This window comes from Amycolatopsis sp. NPDC051371, from assembly GCF_040682155.1.
In the GTDB taxonomy this organism is placed as follows: Bacteria; Actinomycetota; Actinomycetes; order Mycobacteriales; family Pseudonocardiaceae; genus Amycolatopsis.
Map to the genome: position 1 here is coordinate 84,670 of NZ_JBFBAG010000029.1, position 25,836 is coordinate 110,505.

The window sequence follows — 25,836 nt, forward strand, 5'->3', positions numbered from 1 at the left end:
CGTTCGGGTGGACGTGGTCACTGCGGCTGATACATGACACGGAGGCAGAGGGCGGAAAGTTCATCAGCGGCCAACCGGGGTAACACGGTTGGAAGATCTTCAAACATGCATTCGCCGGTGACCAGCGCTTCGAAGGCCGGATCGGCCAGCAGTTCGAGGGCGAGGCCGAGCCGCTGGGCGTAGTCGCGGTCGGGCCGCGCGACCGTCCCGACCTGGCTGCTGCGGATCGTCAACCGGCGCGAATGGAAGTTCTCGCCGAGCGGCACGCTCACCCGGCGGTCGCCGTACCAGGACAGCTCGACGACCGTGCCTTCCGGCGCGAGTAGCTCCAGCGCCTTGGCGAGGCCTTGTTCGGACGCGCTGGCGTGCACGACGAGGTCACAGTCGGTTTTCGCGGCTTCCGGCGTCGAGAAGTCGACGCCGAGGGCTTCGGCGATTTCCGCGCGCGCCGGGTCGATGTCGATCAGCTGCACGCGGGTGGCCGGGAAGCCCTGAAGCAGCTTCGCGACACTGCAGCCGACCATGCCGGCGCCGATCACCGCGATCCGGTCGCCGAGCTTCGGCTTCGCGTCCCAGACGGCGTTGACCGCGGTCTCGACGGTGCCGGCGAGGATCGCGCGGCCGGGCGGGACGGCGTCCGGCACCGGCGTCACGGCGCTCGCGGGTACGACGTACGCGGTCTGGTGCGGGAAGAGGCAGAAGACCGTCCGACCTTTGAGGTCGTCCGGGCCCTGCTCGACGACGCCGACGTTGAGGTAGCCGTACTTCACCGGACCGGGGAACTCGCCCTCCTGGAAGGGCGCGCGCATGACGTCGTGCTGGTTCGCCGGGACGCCGCCGCGGAAGACGAGGGTTTCGGTGCCGCGGGAGACGCCCGAGTAGAGCGTGCGGACGAGGACTTCGCCGTGTTCCGGCTCACGCAGTGTCACGGATCGGAGGGCGCCTTCGTCGGGCCTTTGAACCCAGAAAGCCTGTTCCACGTGTTCTCCTCTGCAGGCGACCGGAGGCTGGTGTCGCCGCCACCTTATGAGCACCCGTGCCGATTCGCGGAGTAAAAGATGATCAAGAACGGACTTCTCCTACGCTCGGCGGTCCCGGTGTGGGCGCTCGCCGCCGGGGCCGGTTTCCTTTCGCCGCTCGCTTGGACGACCGGGGCCGCCTACGGTCTCGCGCTGGTGCTGCTGACGGGCTGGGGCCTGCGGCAGAGCGGCCGCGGCAAGTTCGGCCCGGCGGACTGGATCACGTTCGCCCGGGCGGTCCTGGTGGGCGGCGCGGCCGAGCTGATCGCCGACGGCGGCCACCCGCTCTGGCTGCTGGTCGGGCTGGTCGCGGTGGCCCTGGCGATGGACGGTTTCGACGGCCAGGTCGCCCGCCGCACGGGCACGGCGTCGGAGTTCGGCGCGCGGTTCGACATGGAGGTCGACGCGTTCCTGATCCTGCTGCTGTGCATCCAGGTGTCCCGGACGCTCGGGCTGTGGGTGCTGGTGATCGGCCTGATGCGGTACGCGTTCGTGGCGGCTTCGTGGGCGTTGCCCTGGTTGACGGCGCCGCTGTACCCGAGCATGGCCCGGAAGACCGTGGCCGCGGTGCAGGGTGTGGTGCTGGTCGTGGCGGTTTCCGGAGTCTTCGCGTCCGGGGTGACGTTCGCTTTGGTGGTGGCCGCGCTGGTGTCGCTGGTGTGGTCGTTCGGCCGTGACACGGTGTGGCTGGCGCGCCACCGCGTGAAGGCGGAGCCGGGCCGGATCGTGGAGCTCACCCGCGCGACGCTGCGCCGCCCGCACGGTCCGGTGTGGCGCGGTCACAACCAGGCGGCTTAACCCGACTCGCGGGCCGCCCGGGCTCGGCGTTTGCCCTCGTGCATCGCCAGTACCCGGGCGATCGGGATGGTGTGCCCCTCCTCCACCAGGTCCGCCGGCAGCACGAACGGCGCGGGCATCTCCTCGGTCCAAGCGTCCGGGCCGTCACCCAGCAACTCCGGTGCCGTCCGCACCGTGAAGTCGCCCGGCTTCACCCCGGCCAGATCGGCCCACCGGACCGGGAACGACACCGGCGCGTCCGGCCGGTTGCGCGGGCTGTACACCGACACCACCGTCGCACCGCCCGCCCGGGTCGAATCCAGGAACACCTTGCCCTCGCGGCGGTCCTTGACGAACTCCGTCGTCCCGAGCGACGGGTCGATGCGCTCGGCGCGCGCCGCGACCGCCCGCGTCGCCGCCGCGATGTCCTCGATCGCCTGGCCCGGCGCCAGCGGCACGAAGACGTGGACGCCCTTCGAACCGCTCGTCTTCACCGCGCCGTCGAGCCCGTCCTTACGCAGCGCTTCGCGCACCAGCGTCGCCGCCCCGATGGCCAAGGAAAACGGCCCGTCGGCGGGTGGGTCCAGGTCGAGGATCAGGTGCGTCGGACCGTTGCCCGGCTCGCCGCGGTAGAGCGACGTGTGGAATTCGATCGCCCGCTGGTTGCCGAACCAGATCAACGTGCGGAGGTCGTTGCACAGCGCGTACGAGACGTCCCGTTTGGACGCTTCGGCCCACACGGAGACCCGCTCGACCCAGTCCGGTGTGTACTTCGGCAGGTTCTTCTGCATGAACGGGCCCTGCCCGCGCAGCACCCGCAGCACCGTCAGCAGCCGGTCGCGCAGCTCCGGGAGCATCCGGTCGGCGACGGCTTCGAGGTAGTCGAGCCACTCCCGCTTGGTCACGCCCGCACCGGGGAAGACCTCCTGGTCGAGACTGCTCAGCTTGACGCCGTGGCGCACCTCGTCGCTGCTCATCGGCCCACCTTCGCGCCCGCGCGCGACCCGGTCAACTCTCAACGAGCCGTCAGACCAGTGGACGCCCGGTGCGCAGCCGGCGGCGCAGGTCCCAGAGGCAGAGGTTGAAGGGAAACCGCCGGACCGCGGCGGGCAGCAGGCGGGTGACCCGGCCGAGCGCGGCGAGGAGCACGTCGAACCGGCGCTGGTCGGCGGCGGTCCAGGGCAGGCGCATCTCGTCGCGGAAGCGCTGCGGGAGGAAGCCCGTCGTGACGAAGCGGTGGAACCGCCGCCCCGGCGCGGCGACGACCGGGTGCAGGAACCGCAAGTCGACGAGGTCGGTGAGGTAGCGGCGGACGGTGTCGTCGACGCTGACCTCGTCGAGCCCGGCGGCCCAGTACTCCTCGAAGGCCGCGCGGTCCGCCGGCCACATCTCGGGGTGGACCTGCAGCGTGGTGCCGAGCTTGGCGGCGTCGCGGTAGAAGCTGTGCGGTTCGCCGCCGACGAAGGCGACGTAGACGTCTTCGAAGCCCTTGTAGAGGCAGGCCGCGACCCACAGCTGCAGGTCGGTGTCGAAGGCGTTGTAGGCGACGGGACTTCCGGCGCGCGAGTGCACTTGGGCGTGGGCTTGGTCGACGCCGTGCCGATAGGCGGCGCGCTCGGCGTCGGTCCCCATCGTGGCGACGGCGAGGTAGGTGAGGGTGGTCCGCGTCCGCTTCACCGGGTGGCGGAAGAGGTTGCCGCTGTCGACCTTGCTCTCGAGGACGCCGTAGCCGACGGGCGCGCGGGAGAGCTGCATGATCACGTTCGCGCTGCCGGCGAGCAGCCCGGCACCGACGACGGCGTCCTGGAGCGCGGTATCGGTCACGCTCTTCAGGGAACGACACTGTTGACGACGTGTCAAGAGCGGTAGCTCGCCCGGGCGAAGGCGATCAACGCCCGCGCCGCCGGGCTCAACGGCCCCTCGGTGCGCCACGCCAGCGCCAGCACGCCCCGCAACCCCGGCCCCGCGATCGTGATGACCGGCAGCTCCGCCTCGTGGTAGCGGCCCAGCGACTCCGGCACCACCGCCACCCCGAGCCCCCGCGTCGCGAGCTGCACCAGCACGTTCGGGTCGGCCGCCTCGAACGCGATCCGCGGCGTCAGCCCCTCGCGCGCGAACGCGGCGTCCAGCGCCGTGCGCAGGCCCGTCCCCTTCGGCAGCGCCATCAGCGGCAGCCCGGCCAGGTCCGCGATCACCACCTCCGCGCGGCCGGTCAGGAAACCCGACGCCACCGCCACGAACGGCTCGTCGATCAGCACCTGCGTCGCGATGCCGGGCGGCGGCTCGGTCGACAAACCGACCACCGCGAGGTCGAGCCGGCCTTCACGCAGGGCCGCCAGCATCGTGTCCGAGTTGGCCTCGGACAGCGTGATCTCGACCGCCGGGTAGCGCTCGTGGAAGCGGGCGAGCAGGTCCGGCAGCTTCACCGGGCCCGCCGACGTCACCGCGCCGATCGCCACTTGGCCGCGGACCAGCCCGGCCAGCTCCTCGACGGCTCCGCGCACCCCCTTCACCGCCGCGAGCGCCGCTCGCGCATGCGGCAGCGCGGCCGCGCCGACGTCGGTGAGCCGGACCGTGCGGCCCGACCGGTCCAGCAGCTCCTGCCCCAGCTCGCGCTCAAGTCGTTTCACCTGCGCGCTCACCCCGGGCTGGGCGACGTGCAGCCGCTCCGCCGCGCGCGTGAAGTTGCCTTCCTCGACGACCGCGACGAAGTACGCGAGCTGGTGCAGTTCCATAAGCGTTGATTCTAGTAGTCAGACAAGCCAGATCTTGGACTTCTGATCGCCGCGGCCCGAAGCTGGAGGCAACGAAAGGAGCCAAGAATGCACACCCTTCGCCCTGGTCAGGACGGGTACGCCGAGGAGGTCGCCGGCTTCCAGACGTCCGTCGCCACCCGGCCCGCGGTGGTCGTCGCCGCCGAGAGCGCCGAAGACGTCGCCGCCGCGGTGAAGTACGCCGCCGAGCACGACCTGCGCGTCTCCGTCCAGGCCACCGGACACGGCTTGACCGCCGGCACCGACGGCCTGCTGATCAGCACGCGCCGCCTGGCCGACGTCGAGATCGACGCCGCCGCGAAGACCGCGCGGGTCGGCGCCGGCGTCCGCTGGGGCGCGGTGATCGAAGCCGCCGCGAAGCACGGGCTGGCCCCGTTGAGCGGCTCGTCGCCCGACGTCGGCGTGGTCGGCTACACGCTCAGCGGCGGCTTCGGGCTGATGGCGCGGCGGTTCGGCCGCGCGGCCGACCACGTGCGCGCGATCGACGTCGTCACCCCCGACGGCGAACCGCGCAAGGTGACGCCGGGAGACGACCTGTTCTGGGCCCTGCTCGGCGGCCGCGCCGGCTTCGGCGTCGTGACGGCGCTGGAGTTCGGCCTGGTTCCGGTGACCGACCTGTACGGCGGCGGGCTGTACTTCGACGCCGCGGACCTGCCGACGGTGCTGCGCGCGTGGCGGACGTGGGCGATGACCGCGCCCGACGAGCTGACGACGTCGATCGCCGTGGTCCCGCTGCCCGATCTGCCGTTCCTGCCGGAGCCGATCCGGGGGAAGCACGTCGCCAACGTGCGGATCGCGTACCTCGGCGACGACGGCGAGAAGCTCGTCGCGCCGCTGCGGGCCGCCGCGCCGGTGCTGCTGGACACGCTGAAGCGGTTGCCGTACACGGATTCGGGGTCGATCGCGAGCGACCCGCCGCACCCGCACCCCTACCACGGGACGAACGCGACGGTGGAGGTCCTGAACGACGGGATGCTGACGTCGATCCTCGAGCACGCGGGCCCGGGCGCGCCGGTGGAGACGGTGCTGATCATCGACCGGCTCGGCGGCGAACTCGCACGCCGGGACGGGCTCGGCGTCGGCTGGGACTCGACGGCGGAGTTCGTCGTGCGGGCGCTGTCGGTGGTCGAGGACGGCGTCGAGACGATCCGAAGCGCGCACGCGAAGCTGTTCGACGCGCTGGCGCCGTGGTCGACGGGCCGGCTGCTGCCGTTCCTCTACGGCGAGCACTCCGCCGCGGAGCTGGCGACGGCCTTCCCGGCGGCGGACGTCGCCCGGCTGAAGCAGCTGAAGGCGAAGTACGACCCGTCGGGGCGGTTCGGCTGAGCCTGATCCGCCGGCCGGGCGAAAATCGGCCGGCGGATCGGGAGATCAGCGCTCGAGGACGACGATCGGGATGAGCCGCGTGGTCTTCGTCTCGTACTCCGCGAAGCCCTCGGCGTGGGCGACCATGCCCGCGTACAGGCGGTCGCGCTCGGCGCGGTCTTCGATCACGGTGGCCGTGGCTTCGAACTTCTCGGTGCCGACCTCGACGGTGACCTTCGGGTTGGCGACGAGGTTGTGGAACCAGGCCGGGTTCTTCGGCGCGCCACCCATGGACGCGGCGATGACGAGGCGGTCGCCGTCGCGGGTGTAGACCAGCGGCGACAGGCGCTCCTGCCCGCTCTTCGCGCCGATGGTGGTGAGCAGGAGCACGTTCTTGCCCTCGAAGTAGCCGCTGACCTTGCCCTCGTTGGCCCGGAACTCTTCGACGACCTGGTTGTTGAAGTCGTTCATGTCGGCTGGCGCTGTCATGGAATCCCCTGTTCTGGCCGGTACGCTCGTTCGTGGCCCGAGGTACGCTCGGAAACCAGTGAAGCGTTTGCTTTGCAAACAAAGCTACCGACGGGAGGCAGGCGGTGTCAACGGAGGCCGGTCTGAGTCTCGAAGACGGCGTGCGCCGGCTCCTGCTGCTGATGCCGCGTCTGGTCGGCCGCGCGAAGCGGACGCCGGTTCCGGACGAGCTGAACGGCTGCGCGCTGGCGCCCCGGCACCTGTCGCTGCTGTCGATCCTGCTGTTCGACGGCCCGATGACGGTCACCGAGCTGGCCGGCCGCCTGGAAGTCGCTCCGACGACGGCAAGCCTGATGGTCGGCGACCTGAGTCGTCAGGGCGTGCTGAACCGCGACGAGGACCCGGCGGACCGCCGCCGCACGATCGTGAGCATCACGCCGGAACGGCGCCCGGCGGTGGACGCGTGGCTGGCGCGCGGCGCGCAGGCGTGGAGCAACGCGCTGGCGCCGCTGACTCCGGCCGAGCGCCGGCTGGTGATCTCGACGCTGGAGGCCTACGAACACGGCACGTGCGAAGGCCCCACCTGCTAGCTCAGTCCTCGGTGTTCTTGTCCCGGGCCAGCTTCCGCTGCGCCTCCGCGCGTTCGCGGCACTGGCGCAGGAACTCGTCGTCGTCGTCCGCGCTGCCGGCCGCGAACCGGCCCGGGCGGTCGTACTCCGGGTACGCCGGGGCGTTCCGCTCGTACGGGCCGCGCGTCCGCATCACCTGCTGCGGCCGCCCCGCGACCAGCCAGATGATCGACCCGACGAGCGGCAGCACCAGCACGACGAGCAGCCAGAGCCCCTTCGGCAGGTTGCGGCAGGACGGCTCGTCCGTCGTGATCACGTCGACCAGGCAGAAGATCCACAGCCCAAGCGTGACGATGCCCAGCAGACCATCGAAATACAGCATTCCGCGCCTTCCCCCAAGAAGATGAACGCGGTAAGTAGTAGCAGAACCCGCCGGCGGGTCAGCCGCGGGTCACCCGCAGCACCGCGGGCATCCGGAGATTCGGCGACGACACCCACGCCGTTTCCGTTTCTGTCAGGCGAAAGCCGCGCAGCGCCTGGAGAACGCCGGCCGCGAGGGCGGTCGCGTGCGACGAACCCGGGCATTCGCGTGGCCCGGCGCCGAACGGCGTTCCGGCCAGCGACACCGTGACGTCCGAGCCGTCGACCCGGCGGCGCGTGCACAACACCGGCTGGCCGACGGGTTTCCCGGACAGCCACGCGGAAAGCTCGTTCCCGATCAGCCCCGCGGTGGCGTCGCAGGCCTGGACCAGCAGGCCGATCCGCGCCGCCGTGAATTCGGTCGGTCCGCCGCAGGCCGCGATCAGCCGCCCCAGCGCGGCTTCGGCGTCCGGGCTGGGTGTCACGTGCGGGTGGTACGCGGCCGCGACCGGGACGACGTCCGCCGAAACGTCCGGCAGGCCCAGTGCTTCCGCGAGCACGCCGACCGGCACCGGCCGCGCGATCTCGGCCATCACGTCGACGTCCTCAAGGGAATCCATGAGTGGAGTGGTGCGAGCGAAAGCCTTGTCCCGCAGTGAATCCGCATCGACGCCGGCAAGGAGCCCGACGGCCAGGGACCGTCGGCGGACGTGGTCGGAACCATTGCTGAACCGGGCGACGGAAGCGCGCAACCAGGCGACGCTCCCCAAGGGAACGTCGGCAGGCACAGGCGGAACCGGAGCGGCGAGCGAAGTCATGCGGCGACGTTAGCCGCGGGAAACATCGGCGACGGCCGAAGCTTCTACAGCAGCGACGGCGGGAACCACGTCGCCTGTGGACCGCCGCAGCGGGTGGTCCGCGGGACGGCGTGCTGGAACCACCACGCCTCGGTGACGCGGCCGTCCGGCAGCCGGTACGTCGGCGGCCCGGCGACGCGGGCGAGGCCGGCGGCCAGCAGCGACCGCGCGCTCGCGACGTTGCCGACCTCGGCGCCGGCGCGCACCCGCGGCAGGCCGAGGTGCTCGTGCGCCAGGGTCAGCCCGGCCGCGAAGAGGATCCGGCCGTTGCCGCGGCCGCGGTAGTCCGGCGCGAGGTAGCCGCCGGTCTCCGGGCCGCCGTCCTCGCCGGTGTGCACGCTCACCAGGCCGACACACCGGTTGGCCTCGACGTCGATCATCACCAGGTCGATCGACTGCGGGTCGGGCGACACCCAGTCCGGGCCGGTGCCGGGGACGACGCGCAGCGCGTCGGCCCGCGCCCCCCTCGCGACGATCGAGTCACGCTGCCAGCCGAGCCAGCGCTGGGCGGCCGGATCGCTGCCGCAGGCGACCGCGGCGGCGTACTCCCACGCGGTCGGCGTCCGGAACAGGAAACGCCCGTCACGCAGCACGTGGCCCTGCCGGTCGCAGGTCCGTTTGGTCATCAGACGGCCGCGGCGGGTGAGCCGGTCGAAGATCCCCTTGGTGGCTGGCAGCATCGCGGCGAAATCGTAGCGGAGCGATCGGCACGGGAGGCGTTATTGTGGCCCGATGACGGCCGTACCCGAGGCAACCGAACTGGACGGCTCCGGCCGCGCGGCCCAGCCTCGCCAGCTCATCGTGACGGTGTACGGCCTCTATTCGCGCACCGAGGGCGGCTGGCTCTCGGTCGCTTCGCTGATCGACCTGCTGGCCGCCGTCGGCGTCGACGAGCCCGCGGTGCGCTCGTCGATCTCGCGGCTGAAGCGGCGCGGGATCCTCGAAGCGGTGCGCCGCGGCGCGACGGCCGGCTACGAGCTGTCCGACGACGCGCGCGAGATCCTGCGCGAGGGCGACGAACGGATCTTCCGCCGCGGGCGCGCGACCGCGGCCGACGGCTGGCTGCTCGCGGTGTTCTCGGTGCCGGAGACCGAGCGGCACAAGCGCCACCTCCTGCGCACCCAGCTCGCCCGGATGGGCTTCGGCACCGCGGCCTCCGGTGTCTGGATCGCCCCGGCGCACCTGCACGCCGCGACCGCCGAGGCGCTGACCCGGCTCGGCCTGGCCGGCTACGCCGACCTGTTCCGCGCCGACCACCTGGCCTTCGGCGACGTCCGGGCGAAGGTCCGCGACTGGTGGGACCTCGACCGGCTCGACGAGCTGTACACGACGTTCCTCGACGAGCACGGTCCCGCGCTGCGCCGCAAGTCCGTGACCGACGAGCAGGCCTTCGCCGACTACGTCCACGTCCTGACCGGCTGGCGGCGGATGCCCTACCTCGACCCGGGCCTGCCCGCGGAGTTCCTCCCCCGCGACTGGTCGGGAATCCGCGCGGCCGAGCTGTTCTTCGAGCTGCACGCGCAGCTGGAGGACCCGGCCCGGGCGTACGTCGCGAAGTCGATCAGCTTCGGCTGACGACGGCGAAGCCCTGCACCTCGACCAAGGCCTCTTCGTCCCAGAGCCGGTCGACGCCGATGCCGGCCATCGCCGGGTACTCCGTGCCCGCGAGCCGCTTCCAGACCCGGCCGATCGCGCGCGCGTGGGTCCGGTAGTCCGCCATGTCGACGATGTAGATCGTCACGCTGCAGAGGTCTTCCGGGGCACCGCCCGCCGCGCGCAGCGACGTCAGCAGGTTGCCGAGCGCGCGCTCGAACTGCTCGACGACGCCGTCGCCGACGATCTTGTTCGACGCGTCCAGCGCGGTCTGCCCGGCGAGGAAGACGACGCGGCCTTCGGCCACCACCGCGTGCGAGAACCCGGACGGCTTGCCCAGCTCCGGCGGGTTGATGCGCTCCATGCGGGACACCGTACGCCATCTTTCGCCTTATTGACGGTCGTACCGGTGACGACATACTCTGGACGGCGTGCGTATCGCGGTCATCGGTGGCGGCCCGGCGGGTCTGTACTTCGCCGCGCTGGCGAAACAGCTCGGTCACACCCCGCTTTTCGGGGGTCCGGGTGGCAAAGCCCCCGGCCCGGGGCGAAGCCCCGGTTGTCACAGTCACGAAATCACCGTCTGGGAGCGCAACGCGCCGGACGACACGTTCGGCTTCGGCGTCGTGTTCTCCGACGAGACGCTCGGCGGCATCGAGCACGCCGACGCGGCGGTGCACGAAGCGATGCGCGCGGAGTTCGCGCGCTGGGACGACATCGACGTCCACTACCGCGGCACGGTCACCACCTCGGGCGGCCACGGCTTCGCCGCGATGAGCCGCAAGCGCCTGCTCGGCATCCTCCAGAGCCGGTGCGCCGAACTCGGCGTCGGCCTCCACTTCCGCGAAGAGGCCCCGGCAGACCTCTCGGGCTACGACCTGGTCATCGCCGCCGACGGCGTCAACTCCGCGGTCCGCGCGAAACACGCCGAGACGTTCCGGCCGAGCATCGAGACCCGCCGCTGCCGCTACATCTGGCTCGGCACGGACCTGGTGTTCGACGCTTTCAAGTTCTACGTCCTCGAGACGCCGGCCGGGATCATGCAGATCCACGGCTACCCCTACGGCCGCGACGGCAGCACGTTCATCCTCGAGGTGCAGGAGGACGTCTGGCAGCGGACGTTCGGGCCGATCGCGGCGACCGCACTCAAGCCGGGCGAGAGCGACGAGAAGTCGATCGCGCTGATCCGCGAGCTGTGCGCCGACGTCCTGGGCGACCACCGCGTCATGGCGAACAACTCGAAGTGGGTCACGTTCGGCACCGTCCGCTGCGAGACGTGGGTGCACGACAACGTCGTCCTCCTCGGCGACGCCGCGCACACCGCGCACTTCTCGATCGGCTCCGGCACGAAGCTGGCGATGGAGGACGCGCTCGCGCTGGCCGCCTGCTTGCACGAAAACGAAGGCGTCGCCGAGGCGCTCAAGGCGTACGAGCTGGAACGGCGACCGGTCGTCCAGTCGACGCAGCGTGCCGCGCAGGCGAGCCTGGAGTGGTTCGAGAACATCGCGCAGTACGCCCATCAGGAGCCGCCACAGTTCGCGTTCAACATCCTCACGCGCAGCCGCCGCGTCACCTACGACAACCTCCGCCTGCGCGACCCGGAGTTCGCGACCGAGCTGGACCACTGGTTCGCGCAGTCGCTCGGCACGACGTCGCGGCCGCCGATGTTCCAGCCGTTCAAGCTCGGCGAGCTGGAGCTGCCCAACCGGATCGTGGTGTCCCCCATGGACATGTACTCCGCGGCCGACGGCGTGCCCGGCGACTTCCACCTGGTGCACCTGGGCAGCAAGGCCCTCGGCGGCGCCGGGCTGGTGATGACCGAGATGGTCTGCGTCTCCCCCGAAGGCCGGATCACGCCCGGGTGCGGCGGGTTGTACACCGCGGAACAGGAAGCGGCGTGGAAGCGCGTCGTCGACTTCGTGCACGCGCAGTCCCCGGCGCGGATCGGTGTCCAATTGGGACACTCGGGACGCAAGGGTTCGACGAAGCTCATGTGGGACGGCATCGACGAGCCGTTGCCGGCGGACAACTGGGAGGTCTGCGCCCCTTCCGCACTGGCGTACTCGGATCGCAACCAGGTCCCGCGTGAACTGTCCACTTCGGACATGGCGTCGATCCGTGACGAGTTCGTCGCGTGCGCTCACGCGGCCGCCCGCGCCGGGTTCGACGTCCTCGAACTGCACTGCGCGCACGGGTACCTGCTGTCGTCGTTCCTGTCGCCGCTGACCAACCGGCGTGACGACGAGTACGGCGGCTCGCTGGACAACCGGCTGCGGTTCCCGCTCGAAGTCTTCGACGCGGTGCGCGCCGCGTGGCCCGCCGAGCGGCCGATGACCGTCCGGATCTCGGCGACCGACTGGGTGGACGGCGGCATCGACGCCGACGACGCGGTCGAGATCGCGCGAGCGTTCGCCGCCCACGGCGCGGCGGGGATCGACGTCTCGACCGGCCAGGTCGTCTGCGACGAGAAGCCGCAGTACGGCCGCAGCTACCAGACGCCGTACGCCGACCGGATCCGCAACGAGATCGGTGAGGAGTACGGCATCGCGGTGATCGCGGTCGGCGCGATTTCCTCCTACGACGACGTCAATTCGCTGATCCTGGCCGGGCGAGCGGACCTCTGCGCACTGGGTCGCACGCATCTCTACGATCCACAGTGGACGTTGCACGCGGCGGCGGAACAGGGCTATTCGATGCCGTGGCCGAAGCCGTTCGCCGCCGGCAGCCGGAAGCCGCAGTCGGGCCGCACCGACGGCCCGGAGCCGCGGCTCGACCTCGTCCGGTCGGGGCCGACCGGCACCGCCCATGCCCGCTGGCGACCGGGAGCTTCGTCATGACTTTCGCCCTCGATGCCGATCAGCAGGCGTTCGCCGCGGAGGTACGGCGGCTGGCGGAGGACCGGCTGCGTCCGCTCGCCGAGTCCGGTGTGGAGGGTGCGGTCAACCGCCCGCTGCTCAAGGAGATGGGCGCGCTCGGCCTGCTCGCCCGGCTCTTCCCCGGCGTCGCTTCGGGCAAGCCGTCGAGGCAGGCGGCCGCGACTGATCTGTGCATCCTGCGGGAGAACCTCGCCACGGTGAACACCGAGGCCGAGACGGCGCTGGCGTTGCAGGGCCTGGGAACCTACCCGATCCTCCAGTCCGGACAGGACGGTCAGGTCGCGAAGTGGCTGCCTGCCGTCGCGGCCGGGGACGCGGTGGCGGCGTTCGCGCTGACCGAGCCGGACGCCGGTTCGGACGCGGCGGCGCTCTCGCTGGCCGCCGAACCCGACGGTGACGGCTGGCGCCTCACCGGCGAGAAGATGTGGATCTCGAACGCGCCGGAAGCCGACTTCTACACGGTGTTCGCCCGGACCACGCAAGGCGCGGGCTCACGCGGGGTCAGCGCGTTCGTCGTCCCCGCCGACCGGCCGGGACTCGGCGGTGAGCACTTGGACCTGGTGAGCCCGCACCCGATCGGCACGGTCACGTTCGACGGCGTCGAGGTCCGGCGCGAGGAGCTGCTCGGCGAGGAGAACCGGGGCTTCGCGGTCGCGATGCGGACGCTCGACCTGTTCCGCCCGAGCGTCGGCGCGTTCGCGGTCGGGATGGCCCAGGCGGCGCTCGACGCCACTGTGGACTACACCGGGCAGCGAGAAGCCTTTGGCGGCCCGCTGATCAAGCAGCAGGCGGTGGCGCACGCGCTGGCGGAGATGGCGACGCGCACGGAAGCGGCCCGGCTCCTGGTCTACGCGGCCGCGGGTGCGTATGACGCCGGCGAGCAGAACCTCGGCGGCCGCGCGGCGATGGCGAAGCTGTTCGCGACCGAAGCTGCCCAGTTCGTCGTCGACTCCGCGGTCCAGCTGCACGGTGCCCGCGCCTTGCGACGCGGGCACCTGCTCGAACACCTCTACCGCGAAGTCCGGGCGCCGCGCATCTACGAAGGCGCGTCGGAGATCCAGCGGACGATCATCGCACGCTGGCTGGCTTCTTCGCGGGCCGGCGATCCAGCCACCACTGGCTGAGCAGCAGCAGGGTGAGCAGGCTCATCGTGCCGGCCAGCGTCGAGGCGGCTGGGAAGAGCGTGGCCTGGTCGGGGTAGTGCGGGCCGAGGGCGATGAACGCGATCGGCGCGTAAACCCGGCTGAGCAAGGTGTTCATGGTCATCGCGAAGCTGCGGATCATCCACCGCCGGTGGTCGGCGTACCGGCGCTGCCGGGTCGCGCGGAAGCCGGCGATGGTGAACCCGAGCCACAGCAGCGCCGCGACGACGTTCAGCACGCCGGCCGCCGGGCCGAACGGGCTGAACAGGGCGATGCTCAACGCCATCAGCGCGGACGGGATCGCGCCGCCGAAGACGTAAACGCGGCCGATGCGCCGGTGGGCGACCGGGTGCGTGCGCCGCAGCCACGGCCAGACCTGCAGGATGACGCCGACGATGGCGATAGTGCCGAAGAGGATGTGCCCGACGAGGAACCAGTAGTGCGCGGCGAACCCCGGCGGCGCGGGGACCCGGGACTGCGCGGGGTCCAGCGTGAGGTAGGGCGGCACCGAGTAGGCGAGGAAAGCGGCGACCAGCAACGCCAGCGGCGCGATCCACGGCCGCCGCCACCACGTCCTACCCGGTCTCGCGGCAGGCGGGGCCGCCGTCCCGGTGACCGTCACCGCGCACCGGCCGGCTTCTTCGCGGGCCGCCGCTCCAGGATCAGCTGGCTGACGATCAGCGCGAACGCCAGCCCGCCCCAGGATGAGAGGGCCCCGATGCTCTGGCTGTAGGCGAGTTCGCTGCCGCCGAAGGTCGTCGGGATCTGCGGTTCCAGCACGATCATCGCGATCGGCGAGATGACCCGGTTGACGATGATCGAGAACGTCAGCGTCACGCTGCGGATCATCCACTTGCGGTGGTCGCCGAAGCGCCGCTCGCGCACCGCGCGCCAGCCGGCGATGGTGCACCCGATCCACAGGACCGCGGCGAGCACGTCGCTGACGCGGGTCACCGGGCCGAACGGGCTCTGCGACCCGATGGTCAGGGCCATCAGCCCGGAGGGCAGCACGCCTGCGAAGACGTACGCGCGGCCGGCGTAGCGGTGGATCACCGGGTGCGTCCGGCGCAGCCACGGCCAGATCTGCAGGACAGCGCCGATCATCGCGACCGAGCCGAAGATGACGTGCCCGACGAGGAACCAGTAGTGCGCCGGGAACCCCTCGGGCTGCGGCACCCGCGACTGCGCCGGGTCGAGGGCCAGGTAGGGCGGCAGCGAGAAGGAGAGGAAGGCGAGTACGACGAGGGCCAGCGGACCGATCCACGGCCGTCGCCACCAGGCCTTCGTCACCGTCGTGCGCGGGATCGGCCTGACCTCTGTCCGGACCGCCATGATTCCCCCTGTCCGTCGTCGCGGGATCTTGCCCGTCCGACGTTAGGGGTGCTCAGGGGTGGCGAACCATGGTGCCGGCCACCGACGCGGGGGTGGGGCGAACCCCACCCCCGCTCACAAAGCGGCAACCACCGTTGCTCGGTCCGGCCCGCCGACCCACCCGACGACCGCTTCGTTCCTACGCTGAGCTTTCAGCTCACACGCCACCGCGCGGGTAACCAGAGTCACCACGCTGAGCCGGCCAGTGCCGCAGACGCAGATCGTGAAGCCGCCTCCGGCGATGTCCGCGAGACCGCGCGTGAGCGTTCGAGCTGTGTGGGCCAATCCGGTCACGCCGGCATGGAACCGATCCAGGGCGAGGCATCCGTGTGGGTGACTGCCCCCGATGACGAGCGGCCGCGGGAACGCAATCCGCCCGGCATCGACTTCACGTCTGAGCCGACGGGCGAACGCCGCCGCACCGGAGGGGTCGAAGCGCGCATCCGCGGCCTCGAAAAAGGCGATGACCAGCGCTCGGTCCATTGGACTCTCCTCCCCACACGGACCTAGCAAAACACGCGGAGGACGTCGGGCTTCGGTCGGACCGATCGCGCACATCATGTGCGAATTCTGCAAACCGGCTTCTCCGTTACTTTCCGGAGTTACCGTAGAGAAGCCGGAACCCCATCGGGGGAGGTCGCCGATGCAGCAGGACCAGATCCTCGCACTCCTTCTCCGGGACCCTCGACCGCCCTGCGACGTGGTTCGCATCGCGAGAACAGCCGCAGGCTCGACGCAAGGCGCGCTCGGGCGGCGTTGCGGATTCTCGGCCAGCCAGATTTCCCGGTGGGAGAATGGCAGGTCACCATTGCGCGATATCGGCGTGTTGCAACTCCTCGCGACCGCATTGGGCCTGCCCTTGCAGGTTTTCGGCCTCCTCCCCGATACCCCGGACGGTGTGTCCGACAGGACGATGCCTGGTTGTGGGCCTACTGTGGGCCCAGTCTTGGTGCCGATGCTCGAGGAGGACGACCCGATGCGGCGTCGCACGTTGCTCTTCGGCGTCGGTGGCTTGACCGGAAGGGCGCTGCTCGGGGCCACGCCGGCGTTCGGCGCCGCCGACCCGATCCGCTCGCTCGAGACCTCGCTGCTGAACCCGCCCATCGCCCACGTGGAGCCCGTCCAGCTCGCCGAGCTCAGACTGGCTGTCGCCCAAGCCCGCTCGGTGTTCCAGCAGGCGAAATACCGCGATGTCGCCGCCCTGATGCCCGAAGTGCTCGCCCGCGCCCTCGCCACCCGCGCGGACCTGCACACCTCCGACGCTGTCGCCGCGGTCAACCGGCACTTGGCCGAGCTGTACACACTGACCTCGAAGCTGATGATCAAGGTCGGCAATGACCGGCTGGCGTGGACCGCCGCAGACCGGGCACTCCGGGCCGCCGACGCCTGCGGCGACACCCTCACCCAGGCTACGACTCGCCGCAGCTGGGGAATCGTGCTGCGTCGCGCCGGTCGGCCCGAAACCGCTCGTCAGCTCGTTCTCGACACTGCCGCTGCGTTGCAACCCGAACTCCACCGCGGAACCGAGCACCTCTCGGTGTACGGATCCCTGCTCGAGACCGGTGCCTACACGGCTGCTGTCGATGGTGATCGAGACACCGCGAGATCCTTGATCGCCGAAGCCGCCGAGGCCGCCGGCCGGATGGAAGCCGGGCCGCATTCCGCCGCCTTCAACTCCACCGCGGTAAGTCTCTACCAAGTCAGCATCGCTCGGGTGCTCGGCGACTCGGGTACCGCGATCGAACACGCACGCCGTATCGATCCGGCCGCGATCCCCGTGGTCGAGAGGCGGGCTCGCTACTACTCGGACGTCGCAAGAGCGTTTCACCAATGGGGCAAGCCGGAGCAGTGTTACCGCGCGTTGCTGGCGGCTGAGCATGCGTCGCCCGACGAAGTCCGCTACCACAAGGCAATCCACCAGATCACCGAGAGCCTGGTCCGGCACCCGAACGCTCGCAACCTCCCAGGGTTGACCGCGTTCGCGCACCGGACCGGCGTCCCGGTCTGAGTCAGCTGCCGCGGACCCGCCGCACCGTGTCGCGGTAGAAGTAGCCGCTCTGCTTGATCGTGCGCGCTTGCGTCTCGTAGTCCACGCGGATCAGGCCGAACCGCTTCGCGTACCCGTACGCCCACTCGAAGTTGTCCAAAAGGGACCACGCGAAGTACCCGCGCACGTCCGCCCCGGCTTCACGCGCCGCCGCCACCGCGGCGATGTGCGAAGCCAGGTAGGCCGTGCGCTGCTCGTCGCGGACGAAACCGGACGAGTCCGGGTCGTCGTCGAACGCCGAGCCGTTCTCCGTGATGTACATCGGGAGGCCCGGGTAGTCGCGGCCGAGCCGGGTCAGCAGCTCGGTGAACTTGTCCGGCAGGATCTCCCAGCCCATCGCCGTCGTCGGCTCGCCGAACGGGACCGTCCGGGACGCCGGGACACCCTCGTCGTCGACCGCGTTGCCGGACTCGTCCACGCCCGAGAACTGCTGGCCGAAGTAGTAGTTCACGCCCAGGAAGTCCAGCGGCGTCGAGATCACGTCGAGGTCGCCGTCCTGGATCGGCAGCTTCACACCGCGGTCGGCCAGGTCCTCCACCACGTCCGTCGGATAACGGCCGTGCACCAGCGGGTCCAGGTAGATCCGGACGCCGAGGCCGTCGGCCTGCCGCGCGGCCCGGACGTCCTCCGGGGAGTCCGTCGCCGGGTCGGCCGTGCACATGTTGAGCGTGATGCCGAACTCCGTGTCCGGCGGCGCGGCCTCGCGCATCCGCTGCGTCGCGAGCCCGTGGCCCAGCAGCAGGTGGTGCACCGCGTGCAGCCCGGCCGCGTAGTCCCGCCGCCCCGGCGCCATCACGCCGTGGACGTACCCGTGCATCGCCGAGCACCACGGCTCGTTCAACGTCGTCCAATGCCGGACCCGGTCGGACAGCCGGTCGAACACCAGCATCGCGTAGTCCGCGAACCGGTACGCCGTGTCGCGCGCCGGCCAGCCGCCCGCGTCCTCCAGTTCCTGCGGCAGGTCCCAGTGGTACAGCGTCAGCCACGGCGCGATGCCCTTGCCGAGCGTCTCGTCGACCAGCCGGTCGTAGAAGCCGATGCCCGCCTCGTTGACGCCGCCGCGGCCGCGCGGCTGGACCCGGGGCCACGCCACGGAAAACCGGTAGGTGTCCGCGCCGAGCTCGTTCACCAGCTCGATGTCCGCCGGCATCCGGTGGTAGTGGTCGCACGCCACCTCACCGGTGTCGTTGTTGTCGATGGCCCACGGAACCTGGCAGAAGGTGTCCCAAATGGACGGAGTGCGCCCGTCTTCCGCGACCGCGCCTTCGATTTGGTACGCGGCGGTCGCCACACCCCAGCGGAAGTCCGGCGGCAGCGTGTCGATCAGCGCCTGCTGTTCGGCGGTCGCGGCTGTGGTCTCGGTCAAGGCGGGTCTCCTCCAGGATGGGACCGGATAGGACGGACGGCGTTCAGGGGTTGGCGACCGGGTGCAGGAAGCAGGCCACTTCCCGCGACGGGTCGCCGCCGGGCAAGCCCAGCTCGGGCACCTTCGAGTCGCACGGCTCGAAGGCCTTGGGGCACCGCGGGTGGAACGCGCAGCCGAGCGGCATCCCGCGCGTGTCCGGTGGCGATCCCGGGATCCCGGACAGCTCGCGGCGTGGCCCCCGCAGGGCGGGGAACGAGTTCAGCAAGCCGTGGCTGTACGGGTGCAGCGCGTCCCGGTAGAGCGCCGACGCCGGGGCCTGTTCGACGATCCGGCCGCCGTACATGATCGCGATCCGGTCCGAGAACTCGACCAGCAGCGAAAGGTCGTGCGTGATGAACAGGACCGAGAAGCCGAGCCGCTCGCGCAGTTCCACGAGCTGGCCGAGGATCTGGCGCTGCATCACGACGTCGAGCGCGGTGGTCGGCTCGTCCATGATGACCACGCGCGGTTCGAGCGCGAGCGCCATCGCGATCATCACGCGCTGGCGCATGCCGCCGGAGAGCTGGTGCGGGTACGCCTCCAGCCGGTCGGCCGAAATCCCGACCAGCTTGAGCAGGTCCTTCGCCCGCGCGTGCCGACCGGCCTTAGTCGACCGCGGTTCGTGCGCCTTGATGACGTCGACGAGCTGCGTGACGACCTTGTGCACCGGGTTCAGCGAGTTCATCGCGCCCTGGAACACGATGGACGTCTCCGCCCACCGGAAGTCGCGCAGCTGCTTGTCCGTCAGCTTCAGGACGTCGTAGGGCTCGCCGTCGGCGGGGTGGTAGATGACCTGCCCACCGCGGATCACGCCCGGCGGCGCCAGCAGCCGCGTCAGCCCGTAGGCCAAAGTGGACTTCCCGCTGCCGCTTTCCCCGGCCAGGCCGAGGACTTCGCCGCGGTGCAGCGTCAGGTGCACGTCCCGGACCGCGCGCACGGCCTCGTCGCCGACGCCGTAGTCGACGTCCAGGCCCTTGATCTCCAGGACCGGGTCCATCATGACTGTTCCTCCCGCCCGAGCACGGGCGTGAAGCCCACGCGCATGCGATGCGTCCGTCCGTCGGCGCCCTTGACGCGCGCCTTGCCGCTGCCGCGCAGCCGCGGGCTGACGAACTCGTCGATGCCGAAGTTGAGCAGGGACAACGCGGTGCCGAGGATCGCGATCGCCAGCCCGGCCGGCACGAACCACCACCACGCGCCCTGCGCGAGGGCCTGCTGGCTCTGCGCCCAGAACAGGATCGTGCCCCAGTTCCAGTTGGACAGTCCCGAGACGCCGACGAACGCGAGCGTGATTTCCGACATCACGGCGAAGATCACCGTGCCGACGAAACTGGACGCGATCACCGCGGTCAGGTTCGGCAGGATCTCGAAGAAGATGATCCGCCACGTCGACTCGCCGGTCGCCCGGGCCGCTTCGACGTATTCCCGGCCTCGCAAGGAAAGCGTCTGGGCCCGCAGCACTCGCGCGCCCCACGCCCAGGACGTGAGCCCGATGATCACCGCCACCAGGTAGTCGCCGCCGGTGGGCACCGCGCTGCCGATGATGATGATCAGCGGCAGCGCCGGGATCACCAGGAACACATTGGACAGTGCGGAAAGTCCTTCACCCGGCGTCCCACCGAGGTAGCCGGACGTCACGCCGACGATCACCGCGAGGATCGTCGCCACGATCCCGGCGGTCAACCCGACCAGTATGACGCTGCGCGTGCCGACCACCACCTGGCTGAAGATGTCCTGGCCGAGGTGGGTGGTGCCGAACCAGTGCCGCCCCGAAGGCGCCTCCAGCAGGTCGTTGCTGCGCGCCGACGGGTCGAACGGCGCGATCCACTCCCCGATGATCGCGATCACCACGAAGAAGACGGTGACGGCGAGCCCGGTGACGGTCTTGCCGCCGGTCAGGAACCGGAACCGGCGGCGCTTCGACCGGCCGGCGACCACGTCGACGGGGAGGGCTTGGGCGGCTTTGACGTCCGCCGCGGGTACGGCCATGTCAGCCCTCCTTCCGGGTGCGGGGGTCGAGCGCGAGGTAGGCGACGTCGGCGAACAGGTTCGCGACCAGCACGGACAGCGTGATGATCAGGAAGATGCCCTGCATCAGCGGGTAGTCCTGCGAGCCGACCGCCTGGAACAGCTGGTACCCGACGCCGGGGTACGAGAAGACGATCTCCACCAGCAGCGTGCCGCCGACGATGAAGCCGAGCGCCAGCGCGAAGCCGGACACGCTCGGCAGCAGCGCGTTGCGGGCGGCGTACCCGACCATCACCCGGCGCTCGGGCAGGCCCTTGGCGTGCGCGACGGTGACGTAGTCCTCCGACGCGACGGTGACCATCATGTTGCGCATGCCCAGGATCCAGCTGCCCATCGAGCTGATCAGGATGGTGAGCGCGGGCAGCAGGCTGTGCTGGATCGCGCTGCCGATGAACCCGCCGTCCCAGCCGGGCACGACACCCGGGTCGTAGCCGCCGGACGACGGGAAGAAGCTGCCCGGGCCGGCCAGCAGCGTCAGCGCGATCAGGCCGAGCCAGAAGTACGGGATCGACGAGAGGAACGTCGTCACCGGCAGCAGGCCGTCGACCCACGAGCCGCGCTTCCAGCCGGCGATGACGCCGAGGCCGGTGCCGAGCGCGAAGCCGACGATCGTGGTGATGCCGACCAGGATGATCGTCCACGGCAGACTGTCGCCGATCAGCTCGGACACCGGCGACGGGAAGAACGTGAACGAGATCCCGAGGTCGCCCCGGAAGAGCTGGCCCCAGTAGTCGAAGTACTGGGAGATCAGGCTTTCGTTCTTGTCCAGTCCGAAGAGCGTGTACAGCGACTGCATCGCTTCCGCGCTGATCATGCCCTGGTTCTTCGCGATCAGCGACTGCACCGGGTCGCCCGGGATCATCCGCGGGATGAAGAAGTTGATGGTGACGGCGGCCCAGGCCGTGAAGACGTAGAAGGCCAGCCGTTGCAGCAGGAACCTCATCGCGCGGCTCCGTCGTACAGCCAGCACGCGGCCCAGTGGCCGGGCGCGTCGTCGACCTCGAACCGCGGCGGCAGGTCGGTCTTGCACCGCTCCATCGCGACCGGGCAGCGCGGGTGGAACCGGCAGCCCGGCGGCGGGTCGATCAGGCTCGGCGGCTCGCCGGCCCCGCGCTCGGCCGGCACCTCGCCGGGATCGAGCTCGTCACTCCCGCCGGACAACCGGTCCGGGTCGGGCGCGGAGTCGATGAGCAGGCGCGTGTACGGGTGCGCCGGGTTCTGCGTGATGGTCTCGCTGTCGCCGCCTTCGACCATGCGGCCCGCGTACATCACCATCGTCTCGTCGGCGAAGTAGCGCGCCGACGCGATGTCGTGCGTGATGTACAGGATCGCCAGCTGCAGGCGTTCCTTGAGGTCACGCAGCAGGTTCAGCACGCCGAGCCGGATGGAGACGTCCAACATGGACACCGGCTCGTCGGCCAGCAGCGCCTCCGGGTCGGCGCCCAGCGCCCGCGCGATCGCGACGCGCTGGCGCTGCCCGCCGGACAGCTCGTGCGGGAACTTGTCGACGTACCGCTCGGGCGGCGTCATCTGGACCCGGGCCAGCAGGTCGTGCAGCGACTTCTCGAGGTCGTCGCCCGCCCGGCCGTGGATCTTCAGCGCCCGCGTCAGGTGGTAGCGCACGGTGTGCACCGGGTTCAGCGACGCGAACGGGTCCTGGAAGATCATCTGGACCCGCCGGGCGTAGGCGCGGAACGCCCGGCCGCGGTGGATGTTCACGGTCTCGCCGTGCAGCCGGATGTCCCCGCCGGTCCGCGGGTAGAGGCCCGCGAGCAGGCGGGCGACCGTCGACTTGCCCGAGCCGGACTCCCCGACCAGCGCGGTGACCCGGCCCCGCCGCAGCGTCAGGGTCACGTCGTCGACGGCTTGGACCGCGCGGCGCGGGCCGGTGAGACCCGCGCGTCCGCGCCGCCGTACCGGGAAGTGCTTGGTGAGTCCCGTGGCCTCGAGGACCACGTCGCCGGTCACCTCGCCCGAGGTGGGGAGGCCCCCCTCCGACCCGACGGCGATGGGGTCGGAGGGGGCGGGGGCGGCCGCGTCGCCGCGGCCGTCCCCGTGATCCGTCACAACTGAGTCCGCCATGGATCAGGCCGCGGGCTTCAGGTGCAGGACGATGTCGAGCGCGTTGCGCAGGGTGGGCTGCGCCGGGCCGTACGGGTTGGCCTCGTCCGGCCAGCCGACCCAGTTCTTCGTGCTGTACTCGCCACCGGAGTTGGCCGCCGAGGTCGGGACCATCGGCTGCTGGTCGATCATGATCTTCTGCAGCGTCGCCATGGCGGCGGTGCGGGCGGCGTCGTCCTCGGCGTTGGCGTAGGTCGCCAGCGCCTGGGTCGCCTCGTCGTTCTTGAAGCGGCCGTAGTTGCCGTTGATGCCACCCTGGCCGGTCGGCTTGTAGCGGCTGCCGTCCATGACGTCGCGGTACATGTCGTACGGCGTCGCACCGTCGTTGGTCCAGTGCATCAGGCCTTCGAAGTCACCGGTGTCGACCGACTTGATCCACGCGTCCTGGTTCATCTTCTCGACGGTCGCGGTGATGCCGATCTGCGACAGGTTGTCCTTGATGATCTCCAGGTCGGTGATGTAGTCCGACCAGCCCGACGGGACGGTGAGCTTGAGGGTGACCGGCTTGCCGCTCGGGTCCGCCAGCTTGTCGCCGTTGAACTTGTAGCCGGCGCCGGTCAGCAGCGCCTTGGCGCCCGGGACGTCGACCTTGACCGTCTGGCCCTTGTACTGCGGCGCGATGAACGAGTCGCCCGCCGGCGTCGGGATGCCGGTGACCTGGTCGTTCTTCGGGTAGAAGTAGCCGGCCTCGCCCTGGTTGAAGATGTCGTCGCGGTTGACCACCTTGCTGACCGCCTGACGCAGCTTGGCGTCGTTCCAGGGGGCCTTCTCGGTGTTGAACCACAGGCCGTGGACGGCCAGCTGCGCGGGGAACCACAGCTTGTAGTGCTGCGGGTCCTTGTTGGTGTAGACGGCCTTGTAGTTCGGGATGAAGACGAAGCTCCACTCCGACGCCCCGCTGACCAGCGCGGACACCTGCGCGTTGTTGTCGGTGTAGGAGGTGTAGCGGATCTCCTTGACCTTCGGCGCTTCCTGCCAGTAGCCGGTGTCGCGCAGCGTGACGATCATCGTCTGCGGCGTGAACGACTTCAGCGTGTACGGACCGGTGCCGATCGGGTTCTTCACCGTGTCGAGCGCCGGGTCCTTGATGCCCTGCCAGACGTGCTTCGGCACGACGAGGGTCTGCAGGATCTTGAGCTGGTTGACGAACTGGGAGGTCTCGAAGCCCAGCGTCACCTGGTTGCCGGCCGCGGCGATGTCCTTGTAGGGGACGGCGTCGACGTTCAGCGCCTTGTTGTCGCGCAGCAGCTGGAACGTGTAGGCGACGTCCTCGGCGGTCATCGCCTGGCCGTCGGAGAACTTCACCCCGTCACGGACGGTCAGGACCAGCTTCTTGTAGTTGTCCGACCAGTCCCACTTCGTCGCCAGCCACGGCTTGGCGGGATCCTGCGGCTTGACGCGGTTGTGCATGACCAGGGGCTCGTAGATCATCCACCGGTAGCCCATGTTCGACAGGGCCGAAGTCTCGAGGAACGGGTTGTTGTTCTCCGACTGCGGGCCGTCGGGCTTGCCCACGTTGAGCACGGCGTTCGGGTTGCTCTGACCTGCGTCGGAGCTGCTGCTCCCGCACGCGGTCAAACCCCCCAAAGCCATTACCGCCACTAGCGCTGCGACGATGGAGCGCTTGACTCGCATCGGTTCCTCCTGGTCATCGACGACGTGCTGAGTGTCGACTGGTTGCGAGCCCCGACCGCCGGCGACCGAACGACGCCCAGAAGTCAACCCGGGTGACTCGGGTCACGTCAATAACACGGCGGTAACGTTTTGTACCTAAGTTTAAGTAATAAAAGAACTGGCGGTCTGGACCTGTTGGCAGCACTACTCCTTGCGACGCAAGGGAATCAGCCGGTCCGGCCCCCGTTGGCGAGCAGCTGCGCGATGGGCAGGGTGGCCGCGCCGAGCGCGACCGCCTCGGGCCCGAGCCGGCCGAGGACGACCTCGGTGCGCCCGGCCAGGTAGTCCAGCGCGTGCCGGCCCACCGCGTCGCGCACGGCGGGCAGGATCGCCGGTCCCATGATCGCCCCCGCGGAGCCGGACAGCACCACCCGGTCCGGGCTGAGCAGGTTGATCAGGTTCGCGATGCCGATCCCGAGGTATTCGGCGGCCTCGGCGAGCACGTCGGCGGCCGGGCCGTCGCCTTGGGCTTCCTCGACGATGTGCGCCAGCTCGACGTCGCTTTCGTCCCCGATGACCGGTTCCTTGTCAACACTCTCGGCGTAGCGGCGGACGACCGCCTCGGTGCCGACGTAGGCCTCCAGGCAGCCGTGCGAGCCGCAGCGGCAGGCCGCCCCGGCCGCCTTGACGACGGTGTGGCCCCACTCGCTGGTCGTGATGTCCGGGTGCGAGCGCCCGGCCGTCGCGACGGCGGCCCCGACCCCGACGCCGAGGAGGGCGACGATGGCGCGTTCGGCGCCCCGGCCGGCGCCGCGCCAGGTCTCGGCCTGCCCGAGCGTGCGGGCGCGGTTGTCGAGGTGGAGGGGCGCCTGGATGTGCGGGTCGATGAGGTCGGCGAAGGCCACGCCGCGCCAGCCGAGGGTGGGCGCGTGCACGATCCCGCCGTCGCGGACCGCACCGGGCACGCCGATGCCGACGCCGAACACCGTGTCCGGTTCGCCGCCTTCGAGCACTTCCGCGATGCCGGTTCGCACCAGTCCGGCCACTTCGTCCGGATCGAGCCGGGTGCCGACGAGCGGGTGACGGACCGTGCCGAGCGTCCCGAGCGCGCAGTCGAACAGGCCGACCTCGACGTGCGTCTCGCCGACGTCGACGCCCACGACGTGCCCGAAGTCCGGCCGCACGGCCAGCAGCGTCCGGGGCCGTCCGCCGTCGGATTCGACCGATCCGGCCTCCGCGACGACGCCGTCGGCGATGAGCTCGGAGACGACGTTGGTAACGGTGGCGGCCGAAAGTCCCGATTCAGCTACTAGTTCCAGCCTGCTGACGGGACCGCGGAGGTACAGGGAGGAGAGGAGCGCCGCGCGGTTGTGCCGCCGGAGGTCACGGGTTGTCTGGCGTACCACCTGGGTCACCTGGGGGATTGTGCCAGAGACCGTCCGTGCGACCATCGGTTCGGGACTTAGTTCACCACTTAATACATAGCCACAACTTACGGTGATCAGGCATG

The 25,836-nt window shown here is 70.4% G+C and carries 26 protein-coding genes; 7 read left to right on the forward strand and 19 right to left on the reverse strand.

Annotated elements, in window-relative coordinates; genetic code table 11:
* Positions 1–17 precede the first annotated feature (17 nt).
* Positions 18–980, reverse strand: coding sequence for a zinc-binding alcohol dehydrogenase (locus AB0M59_RS31475; RefSeq protein WP_364622362.1), 963 nt, complete (start codon positions 978–980; stop codon positions 18–20).
* Between the two features lie 78 nt (positions 981–1,058).
* Between AB0M59_RS31475 and AB0M59_RS31480 the strand changes: the two genes are divergently transcribed.
* The gene (locus tag AB0M59_RS31480; RefSeq protein ID WP_364622365.1) at positions 1,059–1,817 is read left to right on the forward strand and encodes a CDP-alcohol phosphatidyltransferase family protein; all 759 of its coding nucleotides are present in this window, start codon (positions 1,059–1,061) and stop codon (positions 1,815–1,817) included.
* On the opposite strand, the gene AB0M59_RS31485 is transcribed toward AB0M59_RS31480, so the two are convergent.
* The 3 genes from AB0M59_RS31485 to AB0M59_RS31495 are packed head-to-tail and all read right to left on the reverse strand — an operon-like array spanning position 1,814 to position 4,531.
* Positions 1,814–2,773 carry an ATP-dependent DNA ligase gene (locus AB0M59_RS31485; protein WP_364622368.1) on the reverse strand — a complete coding sequence of 320 codons (960 nt, stop codon included), beginning with the start codon at positions 2,771–2,773 and terminating at the stop codon, positions 1,814–1,816. The two genes, AB0M59_RS31480 and AB0M59_RS31485, sit on opposite strands and share 4 nt — an antisense overlap.
* A gap of 49 nt (positions 2,774–2,822) precedes the next feature.
* Entirely contained in the window at positions 2,823–3,620 is a 798-nt protein-coding gene (locus tag AB0M59_RS31490) for an oxygenase MpaB family protein (RefSeq protein WP_364622371.1), read from the reverse strand.
* A gap of 32 nt (positions 3,621–3,652) precedes the next feature.
* Positions 3,653–4,531 carry a LysR family transcriptional regulator gene (locus AB0M59_RS31495; RefSeq protein ID WP_364622374.1) on the reverse strand — a complete coding sequence of 293 codons (879 nt, stop codon included), beginning with the start codon at positions 4,529–4,531 and terminating at the stop codon, positions 3,653–3,655.
* Between the two features lie 87 nt (positions 4,532–4,618).
* On the opposite strand from AB0M59_RS31495, the gene AB0M59_RS31500 reads away from it, so the two are divergent.
* Complete coding sequence (locus tag AB0M59_RS31500) at positions 4,619–5,896, forward strand: FAD-binding oxidoreductase (RefSeq protein ID WP_364622377.1); 1,278 nt, start codon at positions 4,619–4,621, stop codon at positions 5,894–5,896.
* Positions 5,897–5,941: 45 nt separating this feature from the next.
* Here AB0M59_RS31500 and AB0M59_RS31505 read toward each other — a convergent pair whose 3' ends face one another.
* Positions 5,942–6,364, reverse strand: a complete 423-nt coding sequence (locus AB0M59_RS31505; RefSeq protein ID WP_364622380.1) for a nitroreductase family deazaflavin-dependent oxidoreductase — start codon at positions 6,362–6,364, stop codon at positions 5,942–5,944.
* 104 nt (positions 6,365–6,468) lie between these two features.
* Here AB0M59_RS31505 and AB0M59_RS31510 point away from each other — a divergent pair, with 104 nt between their 5' ends.
* Positions 6,469–6,933: a MarR family winged helix-turn-helix transcriptional regulator gene (locus AB0M59_RS31510; protein WP_364622383.1), complete on the forward strand. Its 465-nt coding sequence runs from the start codon at positions 6,469–6,471 to the stop codon at positions 6,931–6,933.
* A gap of 1 nt (position 6,934) precedes the next feature.
* Here AB0M59_RS31510 and AB0M59_RS31515 read toward each other — a convergent pair whose 3' ends face one another.
* The 3 genes from AB0M59_RS31515 to AB0M59_RS31525 form a co-directional block, all read right to left on the reverse strand.
* Positions 6,935–7,294: a PLDc N-terminal domain-containing protein gene (locus AB0M59_RS31515; RefSeq protein WP_364622386.1), complete on the reverse strand. Its 360-nt coding sequence runs from the start codon at positions 7,292–7,294 to the stop codon at positions 6,935–6,937.
* Positions 7,295–7,352: 58 nt separating this feature from the next.
* On the reverse strand, positions 7,353–7,892 hold the full coding sequence (locus tag AB0M59_RS31520) for a hypothetical protein (protein ID WP_364622389.1): 540 nt from the start codon (positions 7,890–7,892) through the stop codon (positions 7,353–7,355).
* A gap of 242 nt (positions 7,893–8,134) precedes the next feature.
* Entirely contained in the window at positions 8,135–8,809 is a 675-nt protein-coding gene (locus AB0M59_RS31525) for a GNAT family N-acetyltransferase (RefSeq protein WP_364622392.1), read from the reverse strand.
* A 52-nt stretch (positions 8,810–8,861) separates the two neighbouring features.
* On the opposite strand from AB0M59_RS31525, the gene AB0M59_RS31530 reads away from it, so the two are divergent.
* Positions 8,862–9,704 carry a PaaX family transcriptional regulator C-terminal domain-containing protein gene (locus tag AB0M59_RS31530; protein WP_364622394.1) on the forward strand — a complete coding sequence of 281 codons (843 nt, stop codon included), beginning with the start codon at positions 8,862–8,864 and terminating at the stop codon, positions 9,702–9,704.
* On the opposite strand, the gene AB0M59_RS31535 is transcribed toward AB0M59_RS31530, so the two are convergent.
* Positions 9,691–10,086, reverse strand: a complete 396-nt coding sequence (locus AB0M59_RS31535) for a RidA family protein (RefSeq protein WP_364622397.1) — start codon at positions 10,084–10,086, stop codon at positions 9,691–9,693. The two genes, AB0M59_RS31530 and AB0M59_RS31535, sit on opposite strands and share 14 nt — an antisense overlap.
* 67 nt (positions 10,087–10,153) lie before the next feature.
* On the opposite strand from AB0M59_RS31535, the gene AB0M59_RS31540 reads away from it, so the two are divergent.
* The gene (locus AB0M59_RS31540) at positions 10,154–12,559 is read left to right on the forward strand and encodes a bifunctional salicylyl-CoA 5-hydroxylase/oxidoreductase (protein ID WP_364622400.1); all 2,406 of its coding nucleotides are present in this window, start codon (positions 10,154–10,156) and stop codon (positions 12,557–12,559) included.
* On the forward strand, positions 12,556–13,722 hold the full coding sequence (locus AB0M59_RS31545) for an acyl-CoA dehydrogenase family protein (RefSeq protein WP_364622403.1): 1,167 nt from the start codon (positions 12,556–12,558) through the stop codon (positions 13,720–13,722). The genes AB0M59_RS31540 and AB0M59_RS31545 overlap by 4 nt, the downstream gene beginning before the upstream one ends.
* Here the strand turns inward: AB0M59_RS31545 and AB0M59_RS31550 are convergent.
* The 3 genes from AB0M59_RS31550 to AB0M59_RS31560 all read right to left on the reverse strand — a co-directional run bounded on the left by AB0M59_RS31550 (position 13,667) and on the right by AB0M59_RS31560 (position 15,594).
* The gene (locus tag AB0M59_RS31550; protein WP_364622540.1) at positions 13,667–14,293 is read right to left on the reverse strand and encodes a DUF2306 domain-containing protein; all 627 of its coding nucleotides are present in this window, start codon (positions 14,291–14,293) and stop codon (positions 13,667–13,669) included. The genes AB0M59_RS31545 and AB0M59_RS31550 overlap by 56 nt on opposite strands.
* 65 nt (positions 14,294–14,358) lie before the next feature.
* On the reverse strand, positions 14,359–15,072 hold the full coding sequence (locus AB0M59_RS31555) for a DUF2306 domain-containing protein (RefSeq protein WP_364622406.1): 714 nt from the start codon (positions 15,070–15,072) through the stop codon (positions 14,359–14,361).
* Positions 15,073–15,186: 114 nt separating this feature from the next.
* Positions 15,187–15,594, reverse strand: a complete 408-nt coding sequence (locus tag AB0M59_RS31560; protein WP_364622409.1) for a hypothetical protein — start codon at positions 15,592–15,594, stop codon at positions 15,187–15,189.
* A gap of 160 nt (positions 15,595–15,754) precedes the next feature.
* Here AB0M59_RS31560 and AB0M59_RS31565 point away from each other — a divergent pair, with 160 nt between their 5' ends.
* Positions 15,755–17,119 carry a helix-turn-helix transcriptional regulator gene (locus AB0M59_RS31565; protein ID WP_364622412.1) on the forward strand — a complete coding sequence of 455 codons (1,365 nt, stop codon included), beginning with the start codon at positions 15,755–15,757 and terminating at the stop codon, positions 17,117–17,119.
* 1 nt (position 17,120) lies between these two features.
* Here the strand turns inward: AB0M59_RS31565 and AB0M59_RS31570 are convergent, their stop codons facing one another.
* From AB0M59_RS31570 to AB0M59_RS31600, 7 genes are all read right to left on the reverse strand, one after another.
* The gene (locus AB0M59_RS31570) at positions 17,121–18,524 is read right to left on the reverse strand and encodes a GH1 family beta-glucosidase (RefSeq protein ID WP_364622415.1); all 1,404 of its coding nucleotides are present in this window, start codon (positions 18,522–18,524) and stop codon (positions 17,121–17,123) included.
* 43 nt (positions 18,525–18,567) lie between these two features.
* Positions 18,568–19,563 carry an ABC transporter ATP-binding protein gene (locus AB0M59_RS31575; protein ID WP_364622418.1) on the reverse strand — a complete coding sequence of 332 codons (996 nt, stop codon included), beginning with the start codon at positions 19,561–19,563 and terminating at the stop codon, positions 18,568–18,570.
* Entirely contained in the window at positions 19,560–20,552 is a 993-nt protein-coding gene (locus AB0M59_RS31580) for an ABC transporter permease (RefSeq protein ID WP_364622421.1), read from the reverse strand. The genes AB0M59_RS31575 and AB0M59_RS31580 overlap by 4 nt, the downstream gene beginning before the upstream one ends.
* Before the next feature lies 1 nt (position 20,553).
* Positions 20,554–21,534 (reverse strand): ABC transporter permease, encoded by a 981-nt coding sequence (locus tag AB0M59_RS31585; protein WP_364622423.1) that lies wholly within the window; start codon positions 21,532–21,534, stop codon positions 20,554–20,556.
* The gene (locus AB0M59_RS31590) at positions 21,531–22,658 is read right to left on the reverse strand and encodes an ABC transporter ATP-binding protein (protein ID WP_364622426.1); all 1,128 of its coding nucleotides are present in this window, start codon (positions 22,656–22,658) and stop codon (positions 21,531–21,533) included. The genes AB0M59_RS31585 and AB0M59_RS31590 overlap by 4 nt, the downstream gene beginning before the upstream one ends.
* 18 nt (positions 22,659–22,676) lie before the next feature.
* Complete coding sequence (locus AB0M59_RS31595) at positions 22,677–24,347, reverse strand: ABC transporter substrate-binding protein (protein ID WP_364622429.1); 1,671 nt, start codon at positions 24,345–24,347, stop codon at positions 22,677–22,679.
* 206 nt (positions 24,348–24,553) lie between these two features.
* Entirely contained in the window at positions 24,554–25,741 is a 1,188-nt protein-coding gene (locus AB0M59_RS31600; RefSeq protein ID WP_364622432.1) for an ROK family transcriptional regulator, read from the reverse strand.
* Positions 25,742–25,836: the final 95 nt, after the last annotated feature.

Excerpts from the sequence above, each read along its gene's own strand:
- AB0M59_RS31585 (WP_364622423.1), bottom strand. The coding sequence starts at position 21,534 with ATGAGGTTCCTGCTGCAACGGCTGGCCTTCTACGTCTTCACGGCCTGG.
- AB0M59_RS31545 (WP_364622403.1), top strand. The coding sequence starts at position 12,556 with ATGACTTTCGCCCTCGATGCCGATCAGCAGGCGTTCGCCGCGGAGGTA.
- AB0M59_RS31595 (WP_364622429.1), bottom strand. The coding sequence starts at position 24,347 with ATGCGAGTCAAGCGCTCCATCGTCGCAGCGCTAGTGGCGGTAATGGCT.
- AB0M59_RS31505 (WP_364622380.1), bottom strand. The coding sequence starts at position 6,364 with ATGACAGCGCCAGCCGACATGAACGACTTCAACAACCAGGTCGTCGAA.
- AB0M59_RS31525 (WP_364622392.1), bottom strand. The coding sequence starts at position 8,809 with ATGCTGCCAGCCACCAAGGGGATCTTCGACCGGCTCACCCGCCGCGGC.
- AB0M59_RS31495 (WP_364622374.1), bottom strand. The coding sequence starts at position 4,531 with ATGGAACTGCACCAGCTCGCGTACTTCGTCGCGGTCGTCGAGGAAGGC.
- AB0M59_RS31580 (WP_364622421.1), bottom strand. The coding sequence starts at position 20,552 with ATGGCCGTACCCGCGGCGGACGTCAAAGCCGCCCAAGCCCTCCCCGTC.
- AB0M59_RS31560 (WP_364622409.1), bottom strand. The coding sequence starts at position 15,594 with ATGGACCGAGCGCTGGTCATCGCCTTTTTCGAGGCCGCGGATGCGCGC.
- AB0M59_RS31535 (WP_364622397.1), bottom strand. The coding sequence starts at position 10,086 with ATGGAGCGCATCAACCCGCCGGAGCTGGGCAAGCCGTCCGGGTTCTCG.
- AB0M59_RS31555 (WP_364622406.1), bottom strand. The coding sequence starts at position 15,072 with ATGGCGGTCCGGACAGAGGTCAGGCCGATCCCGCGCACGACGGTGACG.
- AB0M59_RS31515 (WP_364622386.1), bottom strand. The coding sequence starts at position 7,294 with ATGCTGTATTTCGATGGTCTGCTGGGCATCGTCACGCTTGGGCTGTGG.
- AB0M59_RS31575 (WP_364622418.1), bottom strand. The coding sequence starts at position 19,563 with ATGATGGACCCGGTCCTGGAGATCAAGGGCCTGGACGTCGACTACGGC.
- AB0M59_RS31480 (WP_364622365.1), top strand. The coding sequence starts at position 1,059 with ATGATCAAGAACGGACTTCTCCTACGCTCGGCGGTCCCGGTGTGGGCG.
- AB0M59_RS31530 (WP_364622394.1), top strand. The coding sequence starts at position 8,862 with ATGACGGCCGTACCCGAGGCAACCGAACTGGACGGCTCCGGCCGCGCG.
- AB0M59_RS31520 (WP_364622389.1), bottom strand. The coding sequence starts at position 7,892 with ATGGATTCCCTTGAGGACGTCGACGTGATGGCCGAGATCGCGCGGCCG.
- AB0M59_RS31565 (WP_364622412.1), top strand. The coding sequence starts at position 15,755 with ATGCAGCAGGACCAGATCCTCGCACTCCTTCTCCGGGACCCTCGACCG.
- AB0M59_RS31500 (WP_364622377.1), top strand. The coding sequence starts at position 4,619 with ATGCACACCCTTCGCCCTGGTCAGGACGGGTACGCCGAGGAGGTCGCC.
- AB0M59_RS31485 (WP_364622368.1), bottom strand. The coding sequence starts at position 2,773 with ATGAGCAGCGACGAGGTGCGCCACGGCGTCAAGCTGAGCAGTCTCGAC.